Below are 25786 nucleotides of genomic sequence, written 5' to 3' on the forward strand. Positions count from 1 at the left end.
TGATATGATCGTGCCGCAGGGATTGTCCATGGGGCCAAGCGCCGCTACCTTCGCGCGCAAGCGGGGCAGGGGGATATCATGCAGGACTGGCTTACGATGACGGCGGCGGATCTGGGGCGGGGTATCGCGGCCGGGAGCATCGATTCCGTGACCCTGTGCCGGACCTATCTCGATGCGATCGATGCGCATCCCCTGCGCGACCGCATCTATGCGCGTGTGACCGCCGAACGGGCGCTGGCCGAGGCGACGGCGGCGGCCGAGCGCGCCCGGAATGGACAGCGCCGTTCGCCGCTCGACGGGGTGCCGGTCAGCTGGAAGGATCTTTTCGACAGCGCCGGAATCGCCACCGAGGCGGGCAGCAGATTGCTGGCGGACCGGATCCCCGAGCGCGACGCGGCGGTCCTGGAGACGGCGACCGCCATGGGGCTCGTCTGTCTCGGCAAGACCCATATGAGCGAGCTTGCCTTTTCCGGCCTCGGCCACAACCCGAGCACGGCGACGCCGCCTTCGGTCAACGATGCCGAGGGCGTGTCCGGCGGATCCTCCTCCGGCGCGGCGGCCTCGGTGGCCTTCGGCCTGGCGGCGGCGGCGATCGGATCGGACACCGGCGGTTCGGTGCGCATACCGGCAGCCTGGAACGATCTCGTCGGGCTCAAGACCACGGCGGGACGGATCAGCGCGGAAGGCGTGGTGCCGCTGGCGCGCAGGTTCGACACGGTCGGGCCGCTGTGCCGTTCGGTGGAGGATGCCGCGCTGCTGCTGGCGGCGCTGGAAGGGCAGGGGGGTATCGACCTGCAGGGGGTGGAGCTGGAAGGCCGCCGCTTCGCGGTGCTGCGGACCGTGGCGATGCAGGATTTGCGCGAAACGCCCGCCGCCGCCTTTGACGGCGCCCTGACACGGCTGCGTGCGGCCGGGGCGCTGATCGAGGAAATCGAGGTTCCCGAGGTCGAGGCGGCCATGGAGCTTTCCACCGTGCTCTACACCTGCGAAGCCTACGGGCTGTGGCGCGATGTGATCGAGGCGGATCCGGAGGCGATGTATCCCGAAATCCTCGAACGCTTCCGGCTGGGCAAGAATTTCTCCGCCCCGGACTATGTCGCGGCCTGGGCCGAGCTGGAGCTTGCGCGCCTTGCCTATGATCGCGCGGTCGCGGGGTTTGACGCCGTGCTGCTGCCGACCGCCGCGATGCTGCCGCCCAATCTCCAGCGGCTGATCGACGAGCATGAATATTACCTCAGCGAGAATCTGCTGGCGCTGCGGAATACGCGGATCGGCAATCTCATGGGTCTTTGTGCGCTCACCCTGCCGACCGGGACACCGTCCTGCGGGCTGATGATGATGGGGGCGCCGAATGGCGAGGAATTGCTGCTGCGGCTCGGTGCGGCGGTCGAAGAGGCGCTTGCCTGATCCTGCCGCCGAAGCGGCGAAGCGCCTGACTTAAAAGTCACAAGTGCTTCGCGGCATCCGGGTTTTTCTGGACGCCGCCAGGCACCTCCGGTAATTTGAGGCAAAACGGGGCGCCCATGATCCCGATCCAGAGGCAGTTGAGATGATGTTACCCGACCGGTTTTCGAACCTTCCGGCCCATGCATGGCCGCGTCTGCGCGCATTGCTCGATGTGCATGAGGGCGGCGGCGTGCCGATTCACATGACCATCGGGGAGCCGAAACACGCTTTCCCGGCGTGGGTGACCGACGAGATCGTCAAACATGCCGCCGGGTTCAACGTCTATCCCCCCAATGAAGGCTCACCCGAGCTGCGCGGCGCGATCAGCGGTTGGATCAAACGGCGCTACGGCGTCGAGATGGATCCCGAGACCGAGGTGATGGCGCTCAATGGCACCCGCGAAGGGCTCTACAATGCCGTGATGGCGCTCTGCCCGGAGCGCAAGAACGGCGCGCGCCCCGCGGTGCTGATGCCGAACCCGTTCTATCAGGTCTACATGATCGCCGCGATTTCCGGCGATGCCGAGCCGGTGATGGTCAACGCTACGGCCGAGACCGGTCATCTGCCGGATTTCGCTGGCCTGCCGGAAGACGTGCTGCAGCGCACCACGGCGGCCTATGTCTGCTCGCCCGCCAATCCGCAGGGCGCGGTGGCGAGCCGCGAATATTGGCGCGAGATGATCGCTCTGGCCGAGAAATACGATTTCCGCATCTTCGCCGACGAATGCTATTCCGAGATCTACCGCGACACGCCGCCCGTGGGCGCGATGCAGGTTGCCGAGGAGCTCGGCACCGATCGCAACCGGGTCGTGATCTTCCATTCGCTGAGCAAGCGCTCGAACCTGCCGGGGCTGCGCTCGGGTTTCGTGGCCAGCGGGGCCGAGACGATGCGCGAGATCAAGCAGCTGCGCAACTACGCCGGCGCGCCGCTGCCGCTACCGCTGCAACAGGCGGCGGCCAAGGTCTGGGCCGATGATACCCACGTGGCTGAGAGCCGGACGATGTATGTGGAGAAATACCGGATCGCTGATCGCATTCTCGGCAACGTGCCGGGCTACGAGAGCCCCGACGCCGGTTTCTTCCTGTGGTTGCCGGTCGAGGATGACGAGGCGGCGGCGTTGAAACTGTGGCGCGAGACCGGCGTGCGGGTCCTGCCGGGCAGTTATCTGGCGCAGGATGTGAACGGGGAAAACCCCGGAAAGACATATATCCGGGTCGCATTGGTGGCCCCAAAGGACGAGACGACGCGCGGATTGGAAGCGATCCGCGATTGTCTGTACTCGCAATAATCCGAGGAACGAGAGCATGGCATTTCAGACACGGGGACGCGATCCATTGCTGGACAGCAACATGGCCGAGGCGATCGAGAAGCGCGGCAAGGAACTGCTGGGCCTGGCGCTGATCGCCCTTGGGGTGATGGCCGCGATGATGATCGCGAGCTATACGCCGGAGGACCCGAACTGGATGGTCTCGACCGATGCCGCGGTACAGAACTGGCTCGGCGGGCTTGGTGCCTCGATCGCCGCACCCCTGTTCATGATCGTCGGATGGGGCTCCTGGGGTATTGCCGTGGTGCTGCTGTTCTGGGGCGCGCGATTTGCCCTGCATCGCGGCGAGGAGCGGGCCATGGGGCGGCTGATCTTCGCGCCGATTGCGGTGGCGCTGGGGGCGATCTATGCCTCGACGCTGACGCCGGGGAGCGATTGGCTGCAGACGCACAGCTTCGGGCTCGGCGGTCTGTTCGGCGACACGGTGATGGCGCTGCTGCTGACCCTGCTGCCGATCGGCTCGACCTTCACGGTCAAGCTGATGTCGCTGCTGATGGGGCTGTCGATCCTGGCGCTCGGCATGTTCGTCCTCGGTTTCACCAGGCAGGAGCTGGCCCGGATCGGCCGGTTCCTCATGATCAGCACGATCATGGCCTATGCCCAGCTCATGACGCTGCTTGGCCGCGGTGCCGGTGGCGCGGTGCAGGCGGCGCAGAAGATGCAGCAGCGCCAGGCCGAGCGCCGCGAGCAGGCCCGGATCGCCGCAGAGGAAGAGCCTACTTTCGCGGCCGAATATGCGCTCTTTGGCGATGACGGTGCGACGGAGGAGCGCGCACGGCCCCGCAAGACCGGATTGTTGGCGCGGATGCCTGCGCTGATCAAGCGTTCCGAGCCGCTGCCGGAACCGGAGCTTATCGAGGATGAGTGCGAAGTGCTGCTCGACGATAACGAAATGCCGGGCGATGAGCGTATCAAGAACAAGATCGCCGATGTGATCCGCAGCCGGGTCCGCAAGGGCAATGCGGTGCACACGCCGATCACGGCGCCGCTGACCAGGGGGCGCGGGCGCGGGCCGGATCCGCTGGTGCTCAACACGACACCGCCGGTGCAGCCGCATCTGCGCGCCGAACCGCCGCTGACCGGAGCGGCAAGGGCCACGGCAGAGCCGGGCGACGCGCCGGCCTCGGACAGCCGCCGGACGCTCGGCGCTGCTGCGCAGCCGGCGCTGCGGGAGTCCGGTGACATCGAGGATCTTGCGAACGCGACGGAAGAGGACATGGCGGAAGCGCATCTGCCGCTCGATGCTCCCGAGGAAGCACCGGCGCGTCCTGCCATTCCCGTGACCCAGCCCCTCCGGGTCGTGCAACAGCCCGAACGCCATCCGGCGCAGCCGAGCAGCCGGGCGCGGAGCGAGGCCGAACCGGCTTTGAGCTTCGACGAGACCCATCCGGGCTTCGAACTGCCGCCGCTGAACCTGCTGGAAAATCCCGATTCGATCGAGCGGCTTCATCTCAGCAACGAGGCGCTCGAGGAAAATGCGCGGATGCTGGAAAACGTGCTCGACGATTACGGCGTCAAGGGCGAGATCGTGGCGGTGCGCCCCGGTCCCGTGGTCACCATGTACGAGCTCGAACCGGCGCCGGGGTTGAAGGCGAGCCGGGTGATCGGTCTGGCCGATGACATCGCGCGTTCCATGGCGGCCCTGTCGGCGCGGGTCTCCACCGTGCCGGGCCGTTCGGTGATCGGCATCGAATTGCCCAACGAGAACCGCGAGAAGGTGGTCTTGCGCGAGATCCTTGCCGCCCGCGATTTCGGCGACAGCAACATGCGCCTGCCGTTGGCGCTCGGCAAGGATATCGGCGGCGAACCGGTGATCGCCAACCTCGCCAAGATGCCGCATCTGCTGATCGCCGGGACCACCGGCTCGGGCAAGTCGGTGGCGATCAACACCATGATCCTCAGCCTGCTCTACAAGCTGACGCCGCAGGAATGCCGGTTGATCATGATCGACCCGAAGATGCTCGAACTCAGCGTCTATGACGGTATCCCCCATCTCCTTTCGCCGGTCGTGACCGACCCGAAAAAGGCGGTCGTGGCGCTGAAATGGACCGTCGGCGAGATGGAGGAACGCTACCGCAAGATGTCCAAGATGGGTGTGCGCAACATCGACGGCTATAACGGCCGGGTGAGGGAAGCGCTGGCCAAGGGCGAGATGTTCTCCCGCACCGTGCAGACCGGTTTTGACGAGGAGACCGGCGAGCCGATCTTCGAGACAGACGAGTTCCAGCCCGAGGCGCTCCCCTATATCGTCGTCATCGTGGACGAGATGGCCGACTTGATGATGGTTGCGGGCAAGGAGATCGAAGCCTGTATCCAGCGTCTGGCGCAGATGGCGCGGGCTTCCGGCATTCACCTGATCATGGCCACGCAGCGTCCCTCCGTCGATGTCATCACCGGCACGATCAAGGCGAACTTCCCGACCCGGATTTCCTTCCAGGTCACGTCGAAGATCGACAGCCGCACGATCCTCGGCGAAATGGGTGCCGAGCAGCTGCTGGGCATGGGCGACATGCTGTACATGGCCGGTGGCGCGAAGATCACCCGTTGTCACGGACCGTTCGTCAGCGACGAGGAGGTCGAGGAGATCGTCAACCACCTGAAGGCATTCGGCGCACCGGATTACGTTTCCGGCGTGGTCGAAGGGCCCTCCGAGGAGAGCGAGAGCAATATCGATGCGGTGCTCGGGCTTGGCGGCAATACCGACGGCGAAGACGCGCTCTATGACACGGCCGTCCAGGTGGTGATCAAGGACCGCAAATGCTCCACCTCCTACATCCAGCGCAAGCTCGCGATCGGCTATAACAAGGCGGCCCGGCTGGTCGAGCAGATGGAAGAGCAGGGGCTTGTCTCCCCCGCCAATCACGTCGGCAAGCGCGAGATCCTCGTGCCGGAACAGGGCTGAGGGAACCACAGTCAAAGACGCGGTGTTAGCTTCTCAATGAGGAGTAACCCGCGTGGCAGACAGCAAAAACAGCGTCAGGGATGTGCTTGATACGCTTGACCGGATTGCCGAGGAAAAGCGCAAGGTCAGTATTGGGGACGTGACGGAGGCACTTGGCGGACGCGGCTTCGGACCGCTGATCACCCTGCCTGCGCTGCTGGTGATGACGCCGCTCGGAGGCATCCCGCTGGTCCCCAGCCTCATGGCCCTTCTGATCGCGCTCTTCGCCCTGCAAGTGGTGGCGCAGCGTTCGCGTCTCTGGCTGCCGGATTGGCTCGAACGGCGCAGCGTCGACGATGGGAAGATCGAGAAATCGGTGAACAAGTTGCGTGGCGCCGCGCGCTGGATCGACCGCCATTTCGGCAATCGCCTCGAAGTGCTGACCCGTCAGCCCGCGCCGCCTGTTGCCGCCTGTATCGTGCTGCTGCTTTGCGTCTTCGTGCCCTTCGCGGAGATGATCCCCTTTGCCGCGATCCTGCCGATGGGGGCGGTCGCGCTTATCGGCCTCGCGCTCACCCTGCGCGACGGTGTGCTCATGCTGCTCGGAATGATTGCCGCCTCTGTCGGGGTCGCAGTGATCTGGATCTGGGCCTTCTGAGCGAAAAGCCACGCCGTGATATCGCATATCAACGCCCGGCTCCCTATGTGAAACTGAAGTAACGAAGAACAGGATGACATCAATGCGACCCTATCTTAGCGCGATACTGGCCCTGGGCCTTGGGGTGATGACCCCGCTGGCCGCAGCGGCCGAGAAACTGTCTCTTGGCGAGATCTCAAATTATCTCAACGAGATGGTTACCGCGAAAGGCGAGTTCACCCAGATCAACGACGACGGTTCGATCAGCACCGGCACGCTCTACATCAAGCGACCGGGTCGCGTGCGGTTCGAGTATAACCCGCCGGAATCGGCACTTGTGGTTGCGGGCAGCAATACCGTGGTGATCAACGACAAGAAATCCAACCAACCGCCGGAAACCTATCCGCTGTCCAAGACCCCCTTGTCGATCATCCTCGACCGTCAGGTCAATCTCGGCCGGGCCCGGATGGTGACCGGACACAGATACGACGGCACCGCGACAATCGTCACGGCGCAGGATCCCGCGCATCCGGAATACGGCAATATCGAGATGAAGTTTACCGGCAACCCCGTCGAATTGCGGCAATGGGTGATCAATGACGGCAACGGGAGCAAGACCACCGTGGCGCTCGGCGATCTTCAGAAGGGCGGTGCGCTTCCCAACAGCCTGTTCGATGTCGGCAAGGCCGCGGGCCGCTAGACCGATCAGCGCCCCGGCGATCCGCCGGGGCTGACCGGTTCAGCGCAGACGACAACCGGCGATCTGCGCCTCATACATCCGGGCGCGGGCATCTACTTTGCCCGCCACCGCCACCAGCCAGGCCTTGCTGTTGTAGCTCTGGCGCGAATAGCCGGTATGTCCTTCGTGATATGCCAGGTACTGGTTGCGCGCATCATAGAGCGGGATGCCGTTGCGATCGCGGCTCTGATTCATGTACCAGCCCATGAAATCGGTGGCGTCCTTGATGCGGTCGCGTTTGGCGGAGCGCCGATTGGTGCGCTCGAGATATTCCTTCCATGTGCCGTCGAGCGCTTGGGAATAGCCGAAAGCACTGGATTGGCGGCCCATCGGAATCACGCCGAGCACGTATTTGAACGGCGTTCGCGCGTTGGAAACGAATTTGCTTTCCTGATGGATGGTTGCCATCTGCACATGCACCGGCACTCCCCATTTGCGTTCAGTGGCGCGAAACGCCCTGCGATAATCCGGGCGCTCCTTGAGAATCAGGCAGGCATTGTCCAATTCCCGCGGGGCAGGCGATTGTCCGCCGCCGCAGGAGGCCACCAGCAACACGATTATCAGGGCGCGAAGGGTTCTGCTCATATGCCTCTCGCTTTTTGTCGTTTCTTTGTTTTCTCCAGACTAGCCGATTTTGCGGCGCGGTCACATGGGAAATTTTCGTGCCGGAACGAGAAATTCAGCAGTATCTTGCCGAGCAGTGTCAACAGGTTGCATGAGATAGGTGCGGGGTCGGCCTGTTGCCAATCTGCAACTGTCGCCAGTGCCATCACAGAGTGTTTCCCCGTATCCGGGCGCCGTGATTGGACAGAACACCCTTGAATCCGGTATTAACGAAGGATAGGGGCAGAATTACGATGCTGAGATCAAGAGCAAAATACCATCTGGGCCAGGTCGTCCGGCACAAGAAGCACCCTTTTCGCGGGGTGATCTTCGATGTCGATCCGGAATTTGCCAATACCGAGGAATGGTACGAGGCGATCCCGGAAGAGAGTCGCCCGGTAAAGGATCAGCCCTATTACCATCTGCTGGCCGAGAATGATCAGAGCTATTACGTGGCCTATGTCTCGGAGCAGAACCTGATTGCCGATTATTCCGGCGAACCGGTCGATCACCCCGATATCCCGGACCTCTTCGGCCCTTTCACCGATGGCGCCTATCCGCTGCATTTCCAGCTGAACTAGGTCAGGTCGCGGTCAATATCCCAGCGCGCAGCCGTCCTTGCGCGGGTCGCTCGCGCCTTCCAGAACCCCATCCGCCCTGATCCGGATCGCCTGGGCACCGCCGATGGCACTGTCCGGGATCTCGACTCTATGGCCCATCTCGGCGAGCTGCTGTCGCACCGCGTCCGGATAGCCACGTTCGACCTTCAACACCCCGCCATCGGCGAAGGCGCGCGGCCCGTCGATGGTGCTTTGCAGGTCGAGTCCGAAGTCCACCAGGTTCGAGGCAAAGCGCGCGTGGCCCTTGGGTTGATAGGCGCCCCCCATCACGCCGAAGGGCACAGTCACCCGGTCGGCCTCGCGGATCATGCCGGGGATGATTGTATGCATCGGCCGTTTGCCCCCCTTGAGCTCGTTCGGGTGCCCGGCTTCGAGCGAGAAACCGGCACCGCGGTTCTGCATCAGGATCCCGAACTTGTTCGAGGCGATACCGGAGCCGAAGGGGTGGAAGATCGAATAGATCAACGATACCGCCATGCCGTCCCGATCCACGACCGTGATATAGACCGTGTCCTTGTGGACCGCCTCGCTGAGCGACGCGGGGCTCGGCATCGCCCTGCGCGGATCGATCAGCGCGGCCAGCTTGCGCGCGGTCTCGGGCGCGAGCATATGGTCAAGCCGGGCGCAATGGTCGGGATCCGCCAGGAACCGGTTGCGCGCATCATAGGCGAGCTTCGCCGCCTCGGACTCGATATGCAGCCGCTGCGCACCCCAGGGATCCATCGCCGCGATGTCGAATTCCGCGAGGATGTTGAGCAGCAACAGGGCGGTGGCGCCCTGACCGTTGGGCGGATGCTGCACCATCTCGATCTGTTTGTAGCTGCTCGATACCGGCGTCGTTTCGAAACAGGCGGCCTGCGCGAAATCCTCCGAGTCATGGACCCCGCCTGCGGCGCGCAATGTCTCGACCATGTCCTCGGCCACCTCGCCGGTATAGAAACCGTCACGTCCGTCGCGGGCGATGCGGCGCAGCACCTCGGCCTGTCCCGGCGCACGGAACATCGCGCCGATCGGCAAGGCGTTGCCATCCTGGAGGTAGAATTCCCGCGCCGCGCCCTGCAGGGCCGAGACATTCGCCCCCCAGTCCGCCGCCACCCTCGGCGCCACCGGCACGCCTTCCTCGGCATAGGAAATCGCCGGAGCGAGCAGCGCGTCCATGCCGAGAATCCCGACATTCTCGGCCAGGTGGCAAAACGCATCCATAGCCACCGGGATCGTCACCGCCTCCGCAGAGCGCAGCGGCACCACCGCTTTCCCCTCCGCGCGCAGCTGGACGGCATCCAGCGCGGCAGGCGCGCCCCCCGACCCGTTCAGGGCCCGTACCTCGTCACTGCCGCCTGGCGAATAGAGCACGAAACAATCGCCGCCGATCCCGGTCATATGCGGCTCGCAGATGCCCAGCAGCACGGCTCCGGCGATTGCGGCATCTATGGCATTGCCGCCCCGCTGCAGGATGTCGATCGCGGTCTTGGCCGCGAGCGGATGCGACGTGGCGCAGAGCCCGTTACCGGCCAGAACCGGCGAACGGCCGGGTAAGTGGAAATCGCGCATGTCGCACCTCGTCACTGCCAAACAGGGCGAGCCTAGTCGCAGCAGCGGCGGCTGCCAAACATTTCCGCAGGAGAACATCTCGGCATCGCGCATCGGGTGGGGGTCGTGAAACGCGATGCCGAGGGAAGCCCATGCGGCTACGCCTCCCTGTCTGCGATTCGATTGCAGCGAGATTGTGGAACGATGGCGGCGCTTTTGCGGGATGGCCGCGGCGTCCGATCCGCATCAGCCTTCGCAGGCAGCGCCACATCGAACGTCATGTCGAGCCGGTTCTCGCCTCCCGCCCGGCTGTATCGCAACCCGCTGGTCAGGCTGTGGATCAGGAACCAGCCGAAACCGCCCTCGGGCAGGTCGCATGTCGCGACATCGAGGCCGGGGGCGAGGCCCAATGGGATCCGACCGGCCGGAAAGGGTCGCCCGGTATCGGTCAGTCGCAGCTCCAGCGCGTCGGAACCGGCCAGGCAGCGGAGGCGAATCGCCTGTCGGCCGCCCCGCGGATAGGCATGTTCCACGATATTGTTCATCGCCTCGGCCAGCACCAGTTCGACGGCGCTGATCGCCGCATCCGGCAATCCTTCGGCCGCCAGGCGGATCGAAAGCGTTTCCACGGCATGCCGCACGGCGCGCGGGTGGCTTCGCACGGCAATATCGAGCAACACCCGCCCGGCAACCGCGGCCAATTCTCAACCTCCGGCGACAGAGGTCTGCACCGCCGCCCTGGCGTCCTCGAGCCGGGAGAACAGTCTGAAAACACTGTCCATCCGGGTCAGGCGGAAGACCTTCTCCACATGCGGGGTCAGCCCGGCGAGCACCAATTCCCGCTCGGGCGCGAGATGTTTCATGATCGCGACGATCGCGCCCAGCCCGCTGGAATCGATGAAACTCACGGCGCCAAGGTCGAGGATCACGACCTCGGGCGCCGCGACGGTAAGGCGACGCATGTCGTCCTTGAAGGCCAGCGCCCCGGCCATGTCGATCCGCGGCGCCGCGACGCTGATCACGCAGATCCGCCCTTCTGTTTCGCTGGAGAGTTCCATAGATTTGCCCTGTCGCCCTTGGGATGGCATCGGTGATAAACGGCAAACCTTACCGGATGGTAAGCAGGAACAGGGAGAACGAGATGCGCAAGGTGGTGATAGCAGGGGCGGCACGGACGCCGATGGGTGGTTTCCAGGGCGCCTTCGCCGACAAGAGCGCGGCCGAGCTCGGCGGCGTCGCCATCCGCGCGGCGCTGGTCGATGCCGGTTCGGTGCAGGTCGAGGAACTGCTCATGGGCTGCGTCCTGCCCGCAGGTCAGGGCCAGGCACCGGCCCGCCAGGCCGGGTTCAACGCCGGTCTCGGCGAGGAAGTGCCCGCCACGACGCTCAACAAGATGTGCGGCTCGGGCATGAAGGCGGCAATGATCGCCTATGACCAGATCGCCCTCGGCCAGAACGACGTGATCGTCGCAGGGGGGATGGAGAGCATGACGAATGCCCCCTATGTGCTGCCAAAGATGCGCGGAGGCGCACGGCTTGGCCACGGGGCGGTGATCGATCACATGTTTCTCGACGGTCTCGAAGATGCCTATGACAAGGGACGTCTGATGGGGACCTTCGCGGAGGATTGCGCCGAGACCTACCAGTTCACCCGCGAAGTTCAGGATGACTACGCCCTCACCTCCCTGTCCCGCGCGCTCAGGGCGCAGGAAAGCGGCGCATTCGACGGAGAGATCACGCCTGTTGAACTGACCTCCCGCAAGGGCAGCACGACGGTGACCGCCGATGAGCAGCCCGCCAGCGCCCGGCCGGACAAGATTCCGCAGCTCAAACCGGCCTTCCGCAAGGACGGCAGCGTGACGGCAGCCAATTCCTCGTCGATCTCCGACGGTGCCGCGGCGCTCGTCCTGGCCGACGAGGCCAGCGCCAGGGCCAATGGGCTCAACATCCGCGCCCGGATCGTCGGTCATACCAGCCACGCCCAGGCGCCGGGCCTCTTCACGACGGCCCCGGTCCCGGCGGCGCAGAAACTTTTACAGCGCATCGGCTGGAACAAGGAGGACGTGGATCTCTGGGAGGTCAACGAGGCGTTCGCGGTGGTGCCGCTGGCCTTCATGCGGGAGATAGGGCTCTCCCAGGAGATCGTCAATGTCAATGGCGGCGCCTGCGCCCTCGGCCACCCGATCGGCGCTTCGGGCGCGCGGATCATGGTCACCCTCCTCAATGCATTGGAGAAACGCGATCTCAAACGCGGCATCGCCGCGATCTGCATCGGCGGCGGCGAAGGCACGGCCATCGCCATCGAACGGAACTGACTTCTTTATGCTGACAACACTCTCGGGGGTCCGGGGGCAGACAGCCCCCGGTCCTGCCGCTGCTCCAGGGGCCGAACATGCGCGTTGACTACCCTTCTCTTGCCAAGACCATCGCCGCCCTCACCGAGGGGGAAACCGATGTCGTGGCGCTCATGGCGACCATCGCCTGCGAAGTACATCACGCCGACGCGCGTTTCGACTGGACCGGATTCTACCGCGTCACCGCGCCCGAACTGCTGAAGATCGGTCCCTATCAGGGCGGTCACGGCTGTCTGGTGATCCCCTTCGCGCGCGGCGTCTGCGGCGCGGCGGCCCGTACCGGCCAGGTTCAGCTGGTGCGCGATGTCGATGCGTTCCCGGGTCATATCGCCTGTGCCAGCTCGACCCGTTCCGAACTGGTTCTGCCGGTATGGGACGGGGCAGGCAGGTTGCTCGGGGTCTTCGACATCGACAGCGATCAGCCCGATGCCTTTCGGCGTGAGGACGCCGAAGCGCTCGAAAGCATCCTGCGCGAAAGTTTCGCTTCCGTGAAATAGTTCTGGATTTTTTCATCAACCTGCGGCAGCGTGAAAAACAACAGCATAATTTCACGGATCCGCCATGCGTCATACGACCCCAATCGTGCCGGAGACCCTCGGTGCCGATCTGCGCGCGCTGCGCAAGTCGCGGGGACTGACCCTGAGCGACCTGGCGCTGCGGCTCGGGCGTTCGGTCGGCTGGCTCAGCCAGGTGGAGCGCGACAAGTCCGATCCAAGCATCAGCGATCTGCGCCAGATTGCCTCCTGTCTCGGCGTTCCGGTGTCGATGCTCTTCCGCCACGGCGCCGCCCCGGCGGAGGAGGCGGGCTACGTCGTGCGCCGCGATGCGCGGCGACAGATCGGCTCTTCGGCGGAGGGGCTGATCGAGGCGTTGCTATCGCCCGATCTGACGGATGATTTCGAGGTCGTTCATTCGACCTTCGCGCCGCACAGTCGCCTGAAGGAACCGGTCTGCCGCCCGACGCAGGAGGTCGGCTATATCATCTCCGGCACGCTGGAGATCGAGATCGCGGGGAAGCTGCACCGGCTCGACCCCGGGGATTCGTTCCGGATCCGCGGCGAGACCTTTCGCTGGGCCAATGCCTCGGATGAACCAGCCGTCGCGATCTGGGTGATCGCGCCACCCGTCTATTGATGGGGGCGGCCGGATGCGCATGACCCTAATCGAGGATCGAACAGCTTCGGCAGAAGGAGCAACAGAATGAGTGAATTTCCAAGCACGGCCCGCGTGGTCATCATCGGAGGCGGCGTCGTCGGTGTCTCCTCGCTCTACCACCTGGCAAAGGCCGGATGGCACGATTGCGTGCTGCTGGAGAAGAACGAGCTGACCGCCGGGTCCACCTGGCATGCGGCCGGGAATTGCCCGAGTTTCTCGACCTCCTGGGCGATCATGAACATGCAGCGTTATTCGCTCGACCTCTACGCGCGGCTCGAAGCCGAGGTCGATTACCCGATGAACTACCACGTCACCGGATCGATCCGGCTGGCCCATGGCAAGCAGCGGATGCAGGAATTTGAGCGCGCCCGCTCGATGGGGCGCTACCAGGGGCTCGAGATGGAAATGATGAGCCCCGCCGACATGAAGGACCGCTATCCCTTCATGGAGACCCATGACCTCGCAGGCGGGCTGTGGGATCCGGCAGACGGCGACATCGACCCTGCCCAGCTCACCCAGGCGCTGGCCAAGGGCGCGCGGCAGATGGGCGCGCGGATCGAGCGGTTCTGCCCGGCCACCGGGATCAGCCGCGAGGGCGATGAATGGATCGTGCATACCGACAAGGGCGACATCCGCTGCGAGAAAGTGGTCAATGCGGCGGGCTATTACGCGCAGCGCGTCGGTGAATGGTTCAGGCCCTTCGGCGGACGCAGGGTGCCGATGACGGTCATGAGCCATCAATATTTCCTCACCGAGGAAATTCCCGAACTGAAGGAATGGTCGGAGGCCAATGGCCGCAAGGTGCCGCTGCTGCGCGATGTGGATACCTCCTATTACCTGCGTCAGGACAAGCACGGGCTCAACCTCGGCCCCTATGAACGCAATTGCCGTGCGCATTGGATCACGCCGCAGGACCAGATGCCGGAGGACTTCTCCTTCCAGCTCTACCCGGATGATCTCGAGCGGCTGGAATGGTATATCGAGGACGCCATGGCGCGGGTGCCGATCCTTGGCAGTTCCGGTGTCGGCCGGGTGATCAACGGGCCGATCCCCTATGCCCCCGACGGCCTGCCGCTGATCGGCCCGATGCCCGGCGTGCCAAATGCTTTCGAGGCCTGCGTCTTCACCTTCGGCATCACCCAGGGCGGCGGGGCTGGCAAGGTGCTGGCGGAATGGATCACCGAAGGCCAGACCGAATGGGACATGTGGGCGGTGGATCCGCGCCGCTATACCGACTACACCGATCAGGATTATTGCAACGCCAAGGCGATGGAGACCTACGGCCACGAATACGCGATGCACTTTCCCCATCATGTCTGGCCTGCCGGGCGCGACCGCAAGCTGTCGCCGCTTCACGCCCAACTGAAGGAGGCCGGCGCGGTCTTCGGGGCCTATAACGGCTGGGAACGCGCCAATTACTTCGCGCGACCGGGGGATGACCTGTCCGAGGAAAGCACCCAGACCTGGGATCGCAACGGCCCCTGGGCACCGCGTGTCCGGGAGGAATGCGAGGCGGTGCGCGACGATGTCGGGGTGCTCGACCTGCCGGGGTTCTCGCGTTTCGCGCTCGAGGGGCCGGGCGCCGCCGACTGGCTGCGCGGCCGCATCACCGGCGGCCTGCCGAAGGTCGGGCGGATGAACCTCGCCTATTTCGCTGATGACCGCGGTCGCATCCTGACCGAAATGTCACTGATCCGCCACGGCGAGGATGATTTCACCCTGATCACCGCGGCAAGCGCGCAATGGCATGATTTCGACGTGCTGCGCCCGGCGCGGGACGCGGGGCTGAGCCTAAGCGATCACACCACCGAGTTCGACACGCTGATCGTCACCGGTCCGCAGTCGCGCGCGCTGTTCGAGCGGATCGGCACGCAGGCGGATCTGTCGCTGCCCTGGCTCAGCCATCAGGCCGCGAAAATCGCCGGGGTGCCCTGCCATCTCGCGCGGGTCAGCTTCGCGGGAGAGCTCGGCTGGGAAGTCCACGTCCGCAATGTCGACATGCCCGCAATCTATGACGCGATCACCGGTGCGGGGGCCAAGCCCTTCGGCATGTGGGCATTGAACGCCCTGCGCATCGAGAAGGGCTATCGCGCGTGGAAGGGCGATCTTTCCACGGATTACACGACGCTGGAAGCCGGGCTCGGGCGTTTCGTCAAGCTCGACAAGCCGCAGGACTTTCCCGGCAAGGCGGCGCTGCTGCGCGAGAAGGAACAGGGGGTCGCCAAGCGCTTCGTGACGCTGATCGTCGAGGCGGGCGAACAGGATGCCCCCTATATGTCGACGATCTGGTATGATGGGCAGGTGGTTGGCGAGACCACCAGCGGCGACTGGGGCTACCGGGTCGGTCAGTCCATCGCGCTCGGCATGATCCGCGCCGATCTGGCAGCACCCGGCACCGAGGTCGAGATCGATATTTTCGGCCGCAAATGCCCCGCCGTGGTGCAGCCCGACCAGCCGCTCTGGGATCCCGAAAACGAAAGGCTACGCGCATGACCGAGATTACCTTGCTGGACGGTTCCATCGGACAGGAACTGGCCAAACGCGGCGACGCCACCTCCTCGCGGCTCTGGTCCACGCAGGTGATGATCGACACGCCCGAACTGGTCGGCGCGGTGCATGACGAATATTTCGCCGCCGGTGCCACGATCGCCACCACCAACAGCTATGGTCTGCATGAGAACCGTCTTGAACGGGAGGGGATGCTGGACATGCTCGACGCATTGGTCGACGTGTCTCTCGATCAGGCAGAGCAGGCACGCGACCGTGCCGGAGGCGGGCGCATCGCCGGAAGCCTCGGGCCGCTGCTGGCCTCCTACCGGCCCGATCTCGATCCTGATCCGGCAATGGCGGCGGAAAAATTTACCGCCCGCGCCGCGCGGCTGGCGCCAAGGGTCGATCTGCTGCTGATCGAGACCGTCTCCTCCACCCGGGAGGCCGAAGGCGCGCTGCGCGGCTGCATCGGGCAGGGGGCGCCGGTGTGGATCGCCTTCACCGTTTCCGATGAAGACGGCAGCAAGCTGCGCTCCGGCGAAGACCTCGATGCGATTCTGCCGCTGCTCGAACAATATCGCCCGGCCGCGGTGCTGATCAATTGCAGCCGCCCCGAGGTGATCGGTGCGGCATTGCCGGTCCTGGCGCGCAGCAATCTGCCCTATGGTGCCTATGCCAACGGGTTCGAGCGGATCACCGAGGCTTTCCTGGAAGATGCGCCGAGCGTCGACGTGCTGCAGGAACGCCGTGACCTGACGCCGCAGGCCTATGCCGATCACGCGATGAGCTGGGTCGGGCAGGGCGCCACCATCATCGGCGGCTGCTGCGAAGTCGGCCCCGCCCATATCGTCGAGATCGCGCGCCGTCTGCGCGAGGCTGGCCATAAGATCGTCTGAGGAAACCGGATGTCCAATATCCCGACCCACGCCCGCGTCGTCATCATCGGCGGCGGTGTCATCGGCTGCTCCGTGGCCTATCACCTCAGCAAGCTCGGCTGGCAGGACGTGGTGCTGCTGGAGCGCAAACAGCTCACCTCCGGCACCACCTGGCACGCCGCCGGGCTGATCGCGCAGCTGCGTGCTTCCGCCAACATGACCCGGCTCGCCAAATATTCACAGGAGCTCTACGGCAATCTCGAAGCGGAAACCGGGGTCTCTACCGGTTTCAAACGCTGCGGATCGATCACGGTGGCGTTGACCGAGGAGCGCCGCGAAGAGATTTTCCGTCAGGCCGCCATGGCCCGCGCCTTCGGCGTCGATGTCGAGGAAATCAGCCCCGAAGAGGTGAAGGCCAGATACCGCCACCTCAACATCGAGGGTGTCACGGGCGGCGTCTATCTCGACAAGGACGGGCAGGGCGATCCGGCCAATATAGCCTTGGCCCTGGCCAAGGGCGCCCGCCAGCGCGGCGCCAAAGTGCTCGAACGCACCCGCGTCAGCCGCATCCTGCGCGAGGGGCGCAGGGTCACCGGTGTCGATTGGGAAAGCGGCGGCGAAAGCGGTCATATCGCCTGTGACATGGTCGTGAACTGCGCGGGCATGTGGGGGCATGAGGTCGGGCGTATGGCCGGGGTCAACGTGCCGCTCCATGCCTGCGAACATTTTTACGTAGTCACCGAAGCAATCGCGGGCCTGACCCAGATGCCAGTACTGCGCGTGCCCGACGAATGTGCCTATTACAAGGAGGACGCGGGCAAGATCCTGCTTGGCGCCTTCGAGCCCGATGCAAAGCCTTGGGCGATGCAGGGCATACCTGCGGATTTCGAGTTCGACCAGTTGCCCGAGGATTTCGACCATTTCGAGCCGATCCTCGAAGCCGCCTGCAACCGCATGCCGATGCTCGCCGAAGCGGGGATTCACACTTTCTTCAACGGGCCGGAGAGCTTCACCCCGGATGACGCATACCATCTCGGCCTCGCGCCCGAGATGGACAATGTCTGGGTCGCCGCCGGGTTCAACTCGATCGGCATCCAGTCGGCAGGCGGCGCCGGGATGGCGCTGGCGCAATGGATGGACGAGGGTCAGAAACCCTTTGATCTCGGCGATGTCGATATCTCCCGAATGCAGCCCTTTCAGGGCAACAAGACCTACCTCTTCGAGCGCAGCAAGGAGACGCTGGGCCTGCTCTATGCCGATCACTACCCTTACCGCCAGAAAGCCACCGCCCGCGGTATCCGCCGCACACCGTTTCACGAACAACTGCTGGCGCAGGGGGCGGTGATGGGCGAGCTGGTGGGCTGGGAACGCGCCAATTGGTTCGCCGTAACGGGCCAGAAGCCCGCATATGAATATTCCTGGAAACGGCAGAATTTCTTCGACAACGTCGGCGCGGAGCTCGCGGCGGTGCGCGACAATGTCGGCATGTACGACATGTCCTCCTTCGGCAAGATCCGTGTCGAGGGGCGCGACGCCTGCGCCTTTCTCAACCATGTCGGCGGCGGGCAGTTCGACGTCGCCACCGGCAAGATCGTCTATACCCAGTTCCTCAACGCACGCGGCGGGATCGAGGCCGATGTGACCGTCACGCGGCTCTCCGAAATCGCCTATCTCGTCGTGACCCCGGCTGCGACGCGACTTGCCGACGAGACCTGGCTGCGCCGGAATACCGGCGACTTCAACGTGGTGATCACCGATGTGACGGCGGGAGAGGGCGTGCTGGCGGTGATGGGACCCAATGCCCGCAACCTGATGCAGGCGGTCTCGCCCGCCGATTTCTCCAACGAGACGAACCCTTTCGGCACGGCACAGCAGATCGAGCTCGGCATGGGCCTCGCGCGGGTACACCGCGTTACCTATGTGGGTGAGCTCGGTTGGGAGATCTACGTCAGCACCGATATGGCAGCCCATGTCTTCGAGACCCTGCAAGCAGCCGGTGAGGCAATGGACCTGAAGCTCTGCGGCATGCACATGATGGATTGCGCCCGGATCGAGAAGGGCTTCCGCCATTTCGGCCATGACATCACCTCTGAGGATCACGTGCTTGAGGCCGGTCTCGGCTTCGCGGTCAAAACCGACAAGGCGGACTTCATCGGCCGCGACGCGGTGCTGCGCAAGAAGGAAACCGGGCTCGACCGGCGCCTTATGCAGTTCCGCCTGACCGATCCCGAGCCGCTGCTCTATCACAACGAGCCGATCCTGCGGGACGGCCGGATCGTCGGCTTCCTGAGTTCCGGCGCCTATGGCCATTATCTCGGCGGTGCCATGGGGATGGGTTATGTCCCCTGCCGCGGCGAGACGACGGCCGATCTTCTGGCCTCCCGCTATGAGATCGACGTGGCAGGCCGCAGGATCAACGCGGAAGCCGCGCTCAGGCCGATGTATGACCCGGGCGGCGAAAGGGCGAAGGTTTGAGGCTGGCGGGGCGGATCGGCAGGGGATAGGACGGATATTGGAGGAGATCCGATGCGCAATCCCGACAGCCTGACCGTAAAGCCGAACGAAGACACGCCGCAGGGGCTGGCCTTTGCGGTCACCGCCTATGTGCTCTGGGGCTTCCTGCCGCTCTACATGAAGCTGCTCGCCCATATCCCGGCGGCGGAGATCGTGGTTCACCGGGTGATCTGGTCGGTTCCGGTGGCGGCGCTGGTGCTGATCCTCATGCGGCGCACCGGGGATCTGCGCGAGGCATTGCGATCGCCCCGCACCCTGCTGATGGACTGCGTCACCGCGGCGCTGATCTCGCTGAACTGGGGGATCTATGTCTGGGCCATTGCCGCGGGACATACACTCGACGCGGCGCTCGGCTATTATATCAACCCCTTGTTCAGCGTCTTTCTCGGCGCGGTGATCCTCGGCGAACGGCTGTCTGGCGCGCAGATCGTGGCGCTCGCGCTGGCCGCGGGGGCGGTGCTGGTGCTGACGCTCGAAGCGGGCAGGATGCCTTGGGTCGCGCTTGGCCTGATGTTGACCTGGGGGTTCTATGCGCTGGCCAAGAAGAGCCTGCCGGTCGGACCCAACCAGGGTTTTCTGCTCGAAGTCCTGATATTGCTGGTTCCGGCCCTGGCCTATCTGTCCTATCTCGCCGCAAACGGCCAAAGCCATTTCCTGCCCACGCATCCGCGTGATCTGCTGCTGCTGGTCGGCTGCGGTATCGTCACCGCCGTGCCGCTGCTGATCTATGCCAACGGTGCCAAGCTGCTGCGCCTCTCGACCATCGGCATCCTGCAATATATCGCGCCGACGATCATATTTATGGTGGCGGTCCTCGTCTTTGATGAACCCTTCGGCACCGCCAGGCTGATCGCATTCCCGATGATCTGGCTGGCGCTGATCGTCTATACCGGCTCGATGCTGCGGCAGCGCCGCAAGGCCACCCCGGCCTGAAACCCGCCGGACGACTTGATAAGCGCCGTCGTTTCTGCAACGGGAAGGCGATGGAAAAAGATTACACGCCGCCCGACGATCCGCTGGTGATCCTGCACGAAGACGCGCATGTGCTGCTGGTCGACAAGCCCGCCGGGCTGCTCTCGGTGCCCGGCAAGGGCGCCCATCTGGCCGATTGCCTGATCGCGCGGGTGCAGGCGGCCTTTCCCGATGCGCTGCTGGTCCATCGGCTCGACCGCGATACCTCCGGCGTGATGATCTTCGCGCTGACCGCCCATGCGCAGCGGCATCTCGGGCTGCAATTCGAGAAACGCATGACCCGGAAGACCTATGTCGCAAGGGTCTGGGGCGTGCCGAAGGAAAAGACCGGCACGATCGACGCGCCGCTGATCGTCGACTGGCCGAACCGCCCGCGCCAGATGATCTGCCACGAGACCGGCAAACCGGCCCAGACCGAATACCGCCTGCTCAAGAACGAGGGCGAGACGGCCCGCCTCCGTCTCATGCCGCGCACCGGACGCAGTCACCAGCTTCGCGTGCATATGCTGAGCCTCGGCCACCCGATCCTCGGCGATCCCTTCTATGCGACTGGCCCGGCCCGCGACTTCCCGCGACTCATGCTCCATTCCGAAGAACTGCGCTTCAATCATCCCGAAGGCGGCCATTCCACCAAGATCCGTGCCAAGGCTCCGTTCTGAAAGCTTCCGGCTTCTTTATGCCCTGAAATACTCCCGCCGGAGGCGTCCGCGCTCCACCACCCGAGCCGACCCCTGGTAACGAAGAAGGGCCGCCCGCAGGCAGCCCTTCAACACCGTGCAACCTCTTGAGGTTACTCCGCGGCCCAGCCCGAGACCGCCTTGACCTCGAGGAACTCCTCCAGCCCGTAGATACCGCCCTCGCGCCCGTTGCCGGATTGCTTGTAACCGCCGAAGGGCGAGCCCTGGGCGAAACCCTGACCGTTGGTCTCGACCATGCCCGAGCGCAGGCGGCGCGCCACCCGGCGGCGTTTCTCGGCATCTTCGGTCTGCACGTAATTGGTCAGTCCGTAGACCGTGTCATTGGCGATGCGAACCGCCTCATCCTCGCTGTCGAAGGGGATGATGGACAAGACCGGCCCGAAGACCTCTTCGCGGGCGATCGTCATGTCGTTGGTCACATCGGCAAATACCGTCGGCTTGACGTAATAGCCGCGGTTCAGCCCGTCCGGACGGCCCAGCCCCCCGGCCACGAGCCGTGCCTCTTCCATGCCCTTGGCGATCAACCCCTGGATCTTGTCGAACTGCGCTTCGGACACCACGGGACCGATATGCTTGCCCTCTTCCGAAGCCGGGCCGACATGGGTGTTGCGCGCGACTTCTGCCGCGGTCTCCACCGCTTCGTCATAGCGCGACTTGTGCACCAGCATCCGGGTCGGGGCGTTGCAGGACTGGCCGGAGTTGCGGAAACAGCGGATCGCCCCCTGTTTCGCGGCTTTCGGATGGGCGTCCTCGAAGATGATATTGGCGCCCTTGCCGCCAAGCTCGAGACTCACCCGCTTCAGCGTATCCGCCGCGGCCTTGGAAATCGCGATCCCGGCGCGGGTCGAGCCGGTGAAGGAAACCATGTCGACCTCCGGATGGGCAGACAATTGGCTGCCGACGCCCGGCCCGTCGCCGTTGACGAGGTTGAACACCCCGGCGGGGAAGCCCGATTCATCGATGAATTCAGCAAAGAGCAGGGCCGAAAGCGGCGAGATTTCGGAGGGTTTCAACACCATGGTGCAACCGGTGGCCAACGCCGGGATCGCTTTCAGCACGATCTGGTTCATCGGCCAGTTCCAGGGGGTGATCAGGGCGCAGACCCCGATCGGCTCGCGCAGGGTCTTTTCGCTCTCCGTGAAGTCGCTCTCGAAGCTGAAATCCTCGAAGGCTTTGAGAAAACCTTCCATGTGCCAGCTGCCGGCGCCGACCTGCTGGTTGCGGCTGAGCTCGATCGGCGCGCCCATTTCCATCGACATCGCCTGCGCCATCTCCTCGGAGCGGGCGTTGTAGATTTCGAGCAGCCTCTCGATCAGCGCCTTGCGCTCCGCCTTGGAGGTCTGCGACCAGATTTCGAAAGCGGCCCGGGCGGCGGCAACCGCCGCATCGGTATCGGCCTGTCCACCAAGCGAGATGACCGCGCATTGCTCTTCGGTGGAGGGATCGATCACTGCCAGGTCATTCGCCTCGGCAGGGGCGACCCACTTGCCATTGATGTAAAAGTCGCGTTTTTCCAGCATCGCTGTTCTCCTCGGGGGTTCGGGCGCGCCCGGCCATTGTCGCAGGGCCTGCTTCCGCGCCACTCTGTCATTCAGCAGATGTGCCCGCAAGAGAGGGGATGCAACCCGGCCCCATAAAGACTATCCTGCCCGCATCGAATTCATAACATGGCACTGGAGGATGAAATGGGTTTGCGCATCAATGACACGATACCCGACATGACGGTCGAGACAGATCAGGGCTCCATCAACCTGCAAGAATGGGTCGGTGACGGCTGGGCGATCCTGTTCTCGCATCCGAAGGATTTTACCCCGGTCTGCACCACCGAATTCGGCGCCGTGGCGCAGCTTTCCGATGAATGGGAGAAGCGCGGCACCAAGGTCATGGGGATCTCCGTCGACGGGGTGGAGGATCACAAGAAATGGAAGGGCGACATCGAGAAGCTTGCGGGCGCCAAGGCCGGTTTCCCGATTATCGCCGATGACGATCTTGAGGTGGCCAAGGCTTTCGACATGCTGCCCGCGGACGCCTATCTGCCCGACGGCCGCACCGCCGCCGACAGCGCCACGGTCCGTTCGGTCTTCATCTTCGGGCCTGACAAGCAACTCAAGCTGACGATGACCTATCCGATGACCGTGGGCCGCAACTTTGCCGAGATCCTGCGCGCGCTCGACGGGCTGCAGATGTCGGCGCGCGGCGTCGCCACACCGGCCGACTGGCGCCCCGGCGAGGACGTGATCATCCCGCCGACCGTGTCAGACGCGGATGCCAAGGAGAAGTTCGGCGAGTTCGAGACGATTTTCCCCTATCTTCGCAAGACGAAGATCTAGTTCAGGCCAGTATTTCGGCCGTGAGATAGGGCGATAACTTCGCGGCGAGCAAGACCGTCGAACAGACGGGCGGTCTTGATCGCCGCGATCTCATCAAGGCTCTGCATACAACTGAAATCGGTGTCATCCTCCAGCAATGCCCGGAGTGCCTCAGAATGGATGTGCCGCGACCGGTCCAAATGGGTCGCCAGACGCGAAAACGACCTGCGGCCTGCCGGATCTGCTATAAAAAAGGGCCCCCGCGATTGCGCGGAGGCCTTGGTTGGTTCAGGTCACGGAGAGCCGGATCAGCCCTCTGCCTTTTCCTCTTTCTTGATCTCTTCGCCGGTCTCCTGATCGACGACTTTCATCGACAGACGCACCTTGCCGCGATCATCGAAGCCGAGCAGCTTGACCTTCACTTCCTGGCCTTCCTTCAGCACGTCTGACGGATGGTTCAGGCGGCGGTTCTCGATCTGCGACACATGGACCAGACCGTCGCGCTTGCCGAAGAAGTTCACGAAAGCGCCGAAATCGACGATCTTCACGACCGTGCCGGTGTAAACCGCGCCTTCTTCGGGCTCGGCCACGATCGACCAGATCATGTCATAGGCCTTCTTGATGGCCTCGCCGTTCGGCGATGCGATCTTGATGATGCCTTCGTCGTTGATATCGACCTTGGCACCTGACACTTCGACGATCTCGCGGATCACCTTGCCGCCAGAGCCGATCACTTCACGGATCTTGTCGGTCGGGATCTGCATGGTCTCGATGCGCGGCGCATGGACGGAGAATTCCGCCGCACCGGAGATGGCCTTGTTCATCTCTCCGAGAATGTGCAGACGGCCGTCCTTGGCCTGGGCCAGGGCGTTTTCCATGATCTCGGGCGTGATGCCTGCAACCTTGATGTCCATCTGCAGCGAGGTGATGCCGTTCTCGGTACCCGCAACCTTGAAGTCCATGTCGCCGAGGTGATCCTCGTCGCCGAGAATGTCGCTCAGGATCGCGTAGGAGCCGTCATCCTCGAGGATCAGACCCATCGCCACTCCGGCGACCGGCGCTTTCAGCGGCACGCCCGCATCCATCATCGACAGCGAACCGCCGCAGACCGACGCCATCGAGGACGAGCCGTTGGACTCGGTGATCTCGGAAACCACACGGATCGTGTAGGGGAAGTCGGTGCTTGCGGGCAGAACCGCCTGCAACGCACGCCATGCCAGCTTGCCATGGCCGATTTCGCGACGGCCCGGACCGCCCACACGACCCACTTCACCGACCGAATAGGGCGGGAAGTTGTAATGCAGCAGGAAGTTGGATTTGAAATTACCGTGCAGCGCATCGATGAACTGCTCGTCATCACCGGTGCCGAGCGTGGTCACGACCAGACCCTGCGTCTCACCCCGGGTGAACAGCGCCGAGCCGTGGGTCCGCGGCAGGATCCCGGTCTCTGCGACGATGTCGCGGATCTCATCGGTCTTGCGGCCGTCGATACGCTTGCCGGTCTTCACCACGTCACCGCGCAGGATCGAGGCTTCGAGCCCTTTCAGCGCGGAACCGAGGTTTGCGTCTTCCAGCTGCTCTTCGCTCAGCGCGGCTTTGATCGTCTCGCGCGCCGCGGCTACAGCGGCGGTGCGTTCCTGCTTGTCCGCGATCGCAAAGGCGGCCCGCATCTCGGTCTCACCGGCGGCTTTGACAGCAGCGGAAAGCTCCGAATAATCCTCGGGCTGGAAATCGAAGGGCTCTTTCGCGGCATCTTCGGCAAGGTCGATGATCAGGTCGATCACCGGCTGGATGCTTTCATGAGCGAATTTCACCGCGCCAAGCATCTCGGCTTCGGAAAGCTCATAGGCCTCGGATTCGACCATCATCACGGCGTCCTTGGTACCGGCGACGACGAGATCAAGACGCTGTTCGGGGTTCAGGCGCAGGTCCTGCATGTCATCCACGGTCGGGTTCAGGATGTATTCACCATCCTCGAAGCCGACGCGGCACCCGGCGATCGGGCCACGGAACGGCGCGCCGGAAATGGTCAGCGCGGCCGAAGCGGCGATCATCGCGACCATGTCGGGATCATTGACCAGATCGTGGCTGAGCACGGTGCACATCACCAGAACTTCGTTCTTGAAGCCCGGGACGAACAGCGGACGGATCGGACGGTCGATCAGGCGCGCGGTCAGAGTTTCCTTCTCGGTGGGGCGGGCCTCACGCTTGAAGAAGCCACCCGGTACTTTACCGGCGGCATAGTATTTCTCTTGGTAATGAACGGTCAGGGGGAAGAAATCCTGACCCGGCTTTTGCTGACGCGCAAAAGTGACGTTGGCCATGACGCTGGTCTCGCCCAGCGTGGCAATCACCGAACCGTCCGCCTGGCGGGCGACCTTGCCGGTTTCCAGTGTAAGCGTCTCTTCGCCCCACTGCATCGATTTTGTCGTTACGTTAAACATCTACGTATCCTGTTTTGGTCCATCGGGACCATTTGCATAGGGGGCGTATTCCCCCTGACTCCGGTATCTTCTTTGTCGGGCGCTGGAGTCCGGGCGCCGGCTTTCAGATTGAGCGGGCATACAGCAGTTTGGCCTTGAAGGAAAGCGAAGGTTGAAAGAGCGGCAGATCGTCCGAAGCAAGCACGCGAGCACC

General features: G+C 64.0%; 21 protein-coding genes. 15 read left to right on the top strand and 6 right to left on the bottom strand.

Features of this window, described 5'->3' with window-relative positions; genetic code table 11:
* Positions 1-78 precede the first annotated feature (78 nt).
* The 5 genes from ACFSUD_RS08970 to ACFSUD_RS08990 all read left to right on the top strand — a co-directional run bounded on the left by ACFSUD_RS08970 (position 79) and on the right by ACFSUD_RS08990 (position 6991).
* Complete coding sequence (locus tag ACFSUD_RS08970; RefSeq protein WP_386373559.1) at positions 79-1407, top strand: amidase; 1329 nt, start codon at positions 79-81, stop codon at positions 1405-1407.
* A 145-nt stretch (positions 1408-1552) separates the two neighbouring features.
* The gene (locus tag ACFSUD_RS08975) at positions 1553-2734 is read left to right on the top strand and encodes an aminotransferase class I/II-fold pyridoxal phosphate-dependent enzyme (protein ID WP_386373742.1); all 1182 of its coding nucleotides are present in this window, start codon (positions 1553-1555) and stop codon (positions 2732-2734) included.
* Between the two features lie 16 nt (positions 2735-2750).
* Positions 2751-5675 (top strand): DNA translocase FtsK, encoded by a 2925-nt coding sequence (locus tag ACFSUD_RS08980; RefSeq protein ID WP_386373561.1) that lies wholly within the window; start codon positions 2751-2753, stop codon positions 5673-5675.
* 52 nt (positions 5676-5727) lie between these two features.
* Entirely contained in the window at positions 5728-6312 is a 585-nt protein-coding gene (locus ACFSUD_RS08985) for an exopolysaccharide biosynthesis protein (RefSeq protein WP_386373563.1), read from the top strand.
* A gap of 82 nt (positions 6313-6394) precedes the next feature.
* Positions 6395-6991 (top strand): LolA family protein, encoded by a 597-nt coding sequence (locus ACFSUD_RS08990; protein WP_386373565.1) that lies wholly within the window; start codon positions 6395-6397, stop codon positions 6989-6991.
* A 39-nt stretch (positions 6992-7030) separates the two neighbouring features.
* On the opposite strand, the gene ACFSUD_RS08995 is transcribed toward ACFSUD_RS08990, so the two are convergent.
* Positions 7031-7615, bottom strand: coding sequence for a transglycosylase SLT domain-containing protein (locus ACFSUD_RS08995; protein WP_386373567.1), 585 nt, complete (start codon positions 7613-7615; stop codon positions 7031-7033).
* Between the two features lie 272 nt (positions 7616-7887).
* On the opposite strand from ACFSUD_RS08995, the gene hspQ reads away from it, so the two are divergent.
* Positions 7888-8214 (top strand): heat shock protein HspQ, encoded by a 327-nt coding sequence (hspQ, locus tag ACFSUD_RS09000; RefSeq protein WP_386373569.1) that lies wholly within the window; start codon positions 7888-7890, stop codon positions 8212-8214.
* A gap of 12 nt (positions 8215-8226) precedes the next feature.
* Here hspQ and ACFSUD_RS09005 read toward each other — a convergent pair whose 3' ends face one another.
* The 3 genes from ACFSUD_RS09005 to ACFSUD_RS09015 all read right to left on the bottom strand — a co-directional run bounded on the left by ACFSUD_RS09005 (position 8227) and on the right by ACFSUD_RS09015 (position 10841).
* Positions 8227-9804, bottom strand: coding sequence for a gamma-glutamyltransferase family protein (locus ACFSUD_RS09005; protein ID WP_386373571.1), 1578 nt, complete (start codon positions 9802-9804; stop codon positions 8227-8229).
* Between the two features lie 137 nt (positions 9805-9941).
* Positions 9942-10484 carry an ATP-binding protein gene (locus ACFSUD_RS09010; protein ID WP_386373573.1) on the bottom strand — a complete coding sequence of 181 codons (543 nt, stop codon included), beginning with the start codon at positions 10482-10484 and terminating at the stop codon, positions 9942-9944.
* A 3-nt stretch (positions 10485-10487) separates the two neighbouring features.
* On the bottom strand, positions 10488-10841 hold the full coding sequence (locus tag ACFSUD_RS09015; RefSeq protein ID WP_386373575.1) for an STAS domain-containing protein: 354 nt from the start codon (positions 10839-10841) through the stop codon (positions 10488-10490).
* An 83-nt stretch (positions 10842-10924) separates the two neighbouring features.
* On the opposite strand from ACFSUD_RS09015, the gene ACFSUD_RS09020 reads away from it, so the two are divergent.
* From ACFSUD_RS09020 to ACFSUD_RS09055, 8 genes are all read left to right on the top strand, one after another.
* On the top strand, positions 10925-12097 hold the full coding sequence (locus tag ACFSUD_RS09020; RefSeq protein ID WP_386373577.1) for a thiolase family protein: 1173 nt from the start codon (positions 10925-10927) through the stop codon (positions 12095-12097).
* 77 nt (positions 12098-12174) lie between these two features.
* A complete protein-coding gene (locus ACFSUD_RS09025) occupies positions 12175-12633 on the top strand; it encodes a GAF domain-containing protein (RefSeq protein ID WP_386373579.1) in 459 nt (152 codons plus the stop codon).
* A gap of 64 nt (positions 12634-12697) precedes the next feature.
* Positions 12698-13270, top strand: coding sequence for a helix-turn-helix domain-containing protein (locus ACFSUD_RS09030; RefSeq protein ID WP_386373581.1), 573 nt, complete (start codon positions 12698-12700; stop codon positions 13268-13270).
* A gap of 66 nt (positions 13271-13336) precedes the next feature.
* Positions 13337-15784 carry a GcvT family protein gene (locus ACFSUD_RS09035; RefSeq protein ID WP_386373583.1) on the top strand — a complete coding sequence of 816 codons (2448 nt, stop codon included), beginning with the start codon at positions 13337-13339 and terminating at the stop codon, positions 15782-15784.
* Positions 15781-16677: a homocysteine S-methyltransferase family protein gene (locus tag ACFSUD_RS09040; protein ID WP_386373585.1), complete on the top strand. Its 897-nt coding sequence runs from the start codon at positions 15781-15783 to the stop codon at positions 16675-16677. Before ACFSUD_RS09035 ends, ACFSUD_RS09040 begins: the two co-directional genes overlap by 4 nt.
* 9 nt (positions 16678-16686) lie before the next feature.
* Positions 16687-19131 carry a GcvT family protein gene (locus ACFSUD_RS09045; RefSeq protein ID WP_386373587.1) on the top strand — a complete coding sequence of 815 codons (2445 nt, stop codon included), beginning with the start codon at positions 16687-16689 and terminating at the stop codon, positions 19129-19131.
* Between the two features lie 51 nt (positions 19132-19182).
* Positions 19183-20103: an EamA family transporter RarD gene (gene rarD, locus ACFSUD_RS09050; RefSeq protein ID WP_386373589.1), complete on the top strand. Its 921-nt coding sequence runs from the start codon at positions 19183-19185 to the stop codon at positions 20101-20103.
* A gap of 50 nt (positions 20104-20153) precedes the next feature.
* Complete coding sequence (locus ACFSUD_RS09055; RefSeq protein ID WP_386373591.1) at positions 20154-20801, top strand: RluA family pseudouridine synthase; 648 nt, start codon at positions 20154-20156, stop codon at positions 20799-20801.
* Between the two features lie 131 nt (positions 20802-20932).
* Here ACFSUD_RS09055 and ACFSUD_RS09060 read toward each other — a convergent pair whose 3' ends face one another.
* Positions 20933-22360 (bottom strand): aldehyde dehydrogenase family protein, encoded by a 1428-nt coding sequence (locus ACFSUD_RS09060; RefSeq protein WP_386373593.1) that lies wholly within the window; start codon positions 22358-22360, stop codon positions 20933-20935.
* 165 nt (positions 22361-22525) lie between these two features.
* Between ACFSUD_RS09060 and ACFSUD_RS09065 the strand changes: the two genes are divergently transcribed.
* On the top strand, positions 22526-23170 hold the full coding sequence (locus tag ACFSUD_RS09065) for a peroxiredoxin (protein WP_386373595.1): 645 nt from the start codon (positions 22526-22528) through the stop codon (positions 23168-23170).
* Between the two features lie 287 nt (positions 23171-23457).
* Here the strand turns inward: ACFSUD_RS09065 and pnp are convergent, their stop codons facing one another.
* Positions 23458-25593, bottom strand: a complete 2136-nt coding sequence (gene pnp / locus ACFSUD_RS09070; protein ID WP_386373597.1) for a polyribonucleotide nucleotidyltransferase — start codon at positions 25591-25593, stop codon at positions 23458-23460.
* Positions 25594-25786 lie beyond the last annotated feature (193 nt).

It is taken from the genome of Sulfitobacter aestuarii (genome assembly GCF_042685005.1).
Taxonomy (GTDB): Bacteria; Pseudomonadota; Alphaproteobacteria; order Rhodobacterales; family Rhodobacteraceae; genus Sulfitobacter; species Sulfitobacter aestuarii.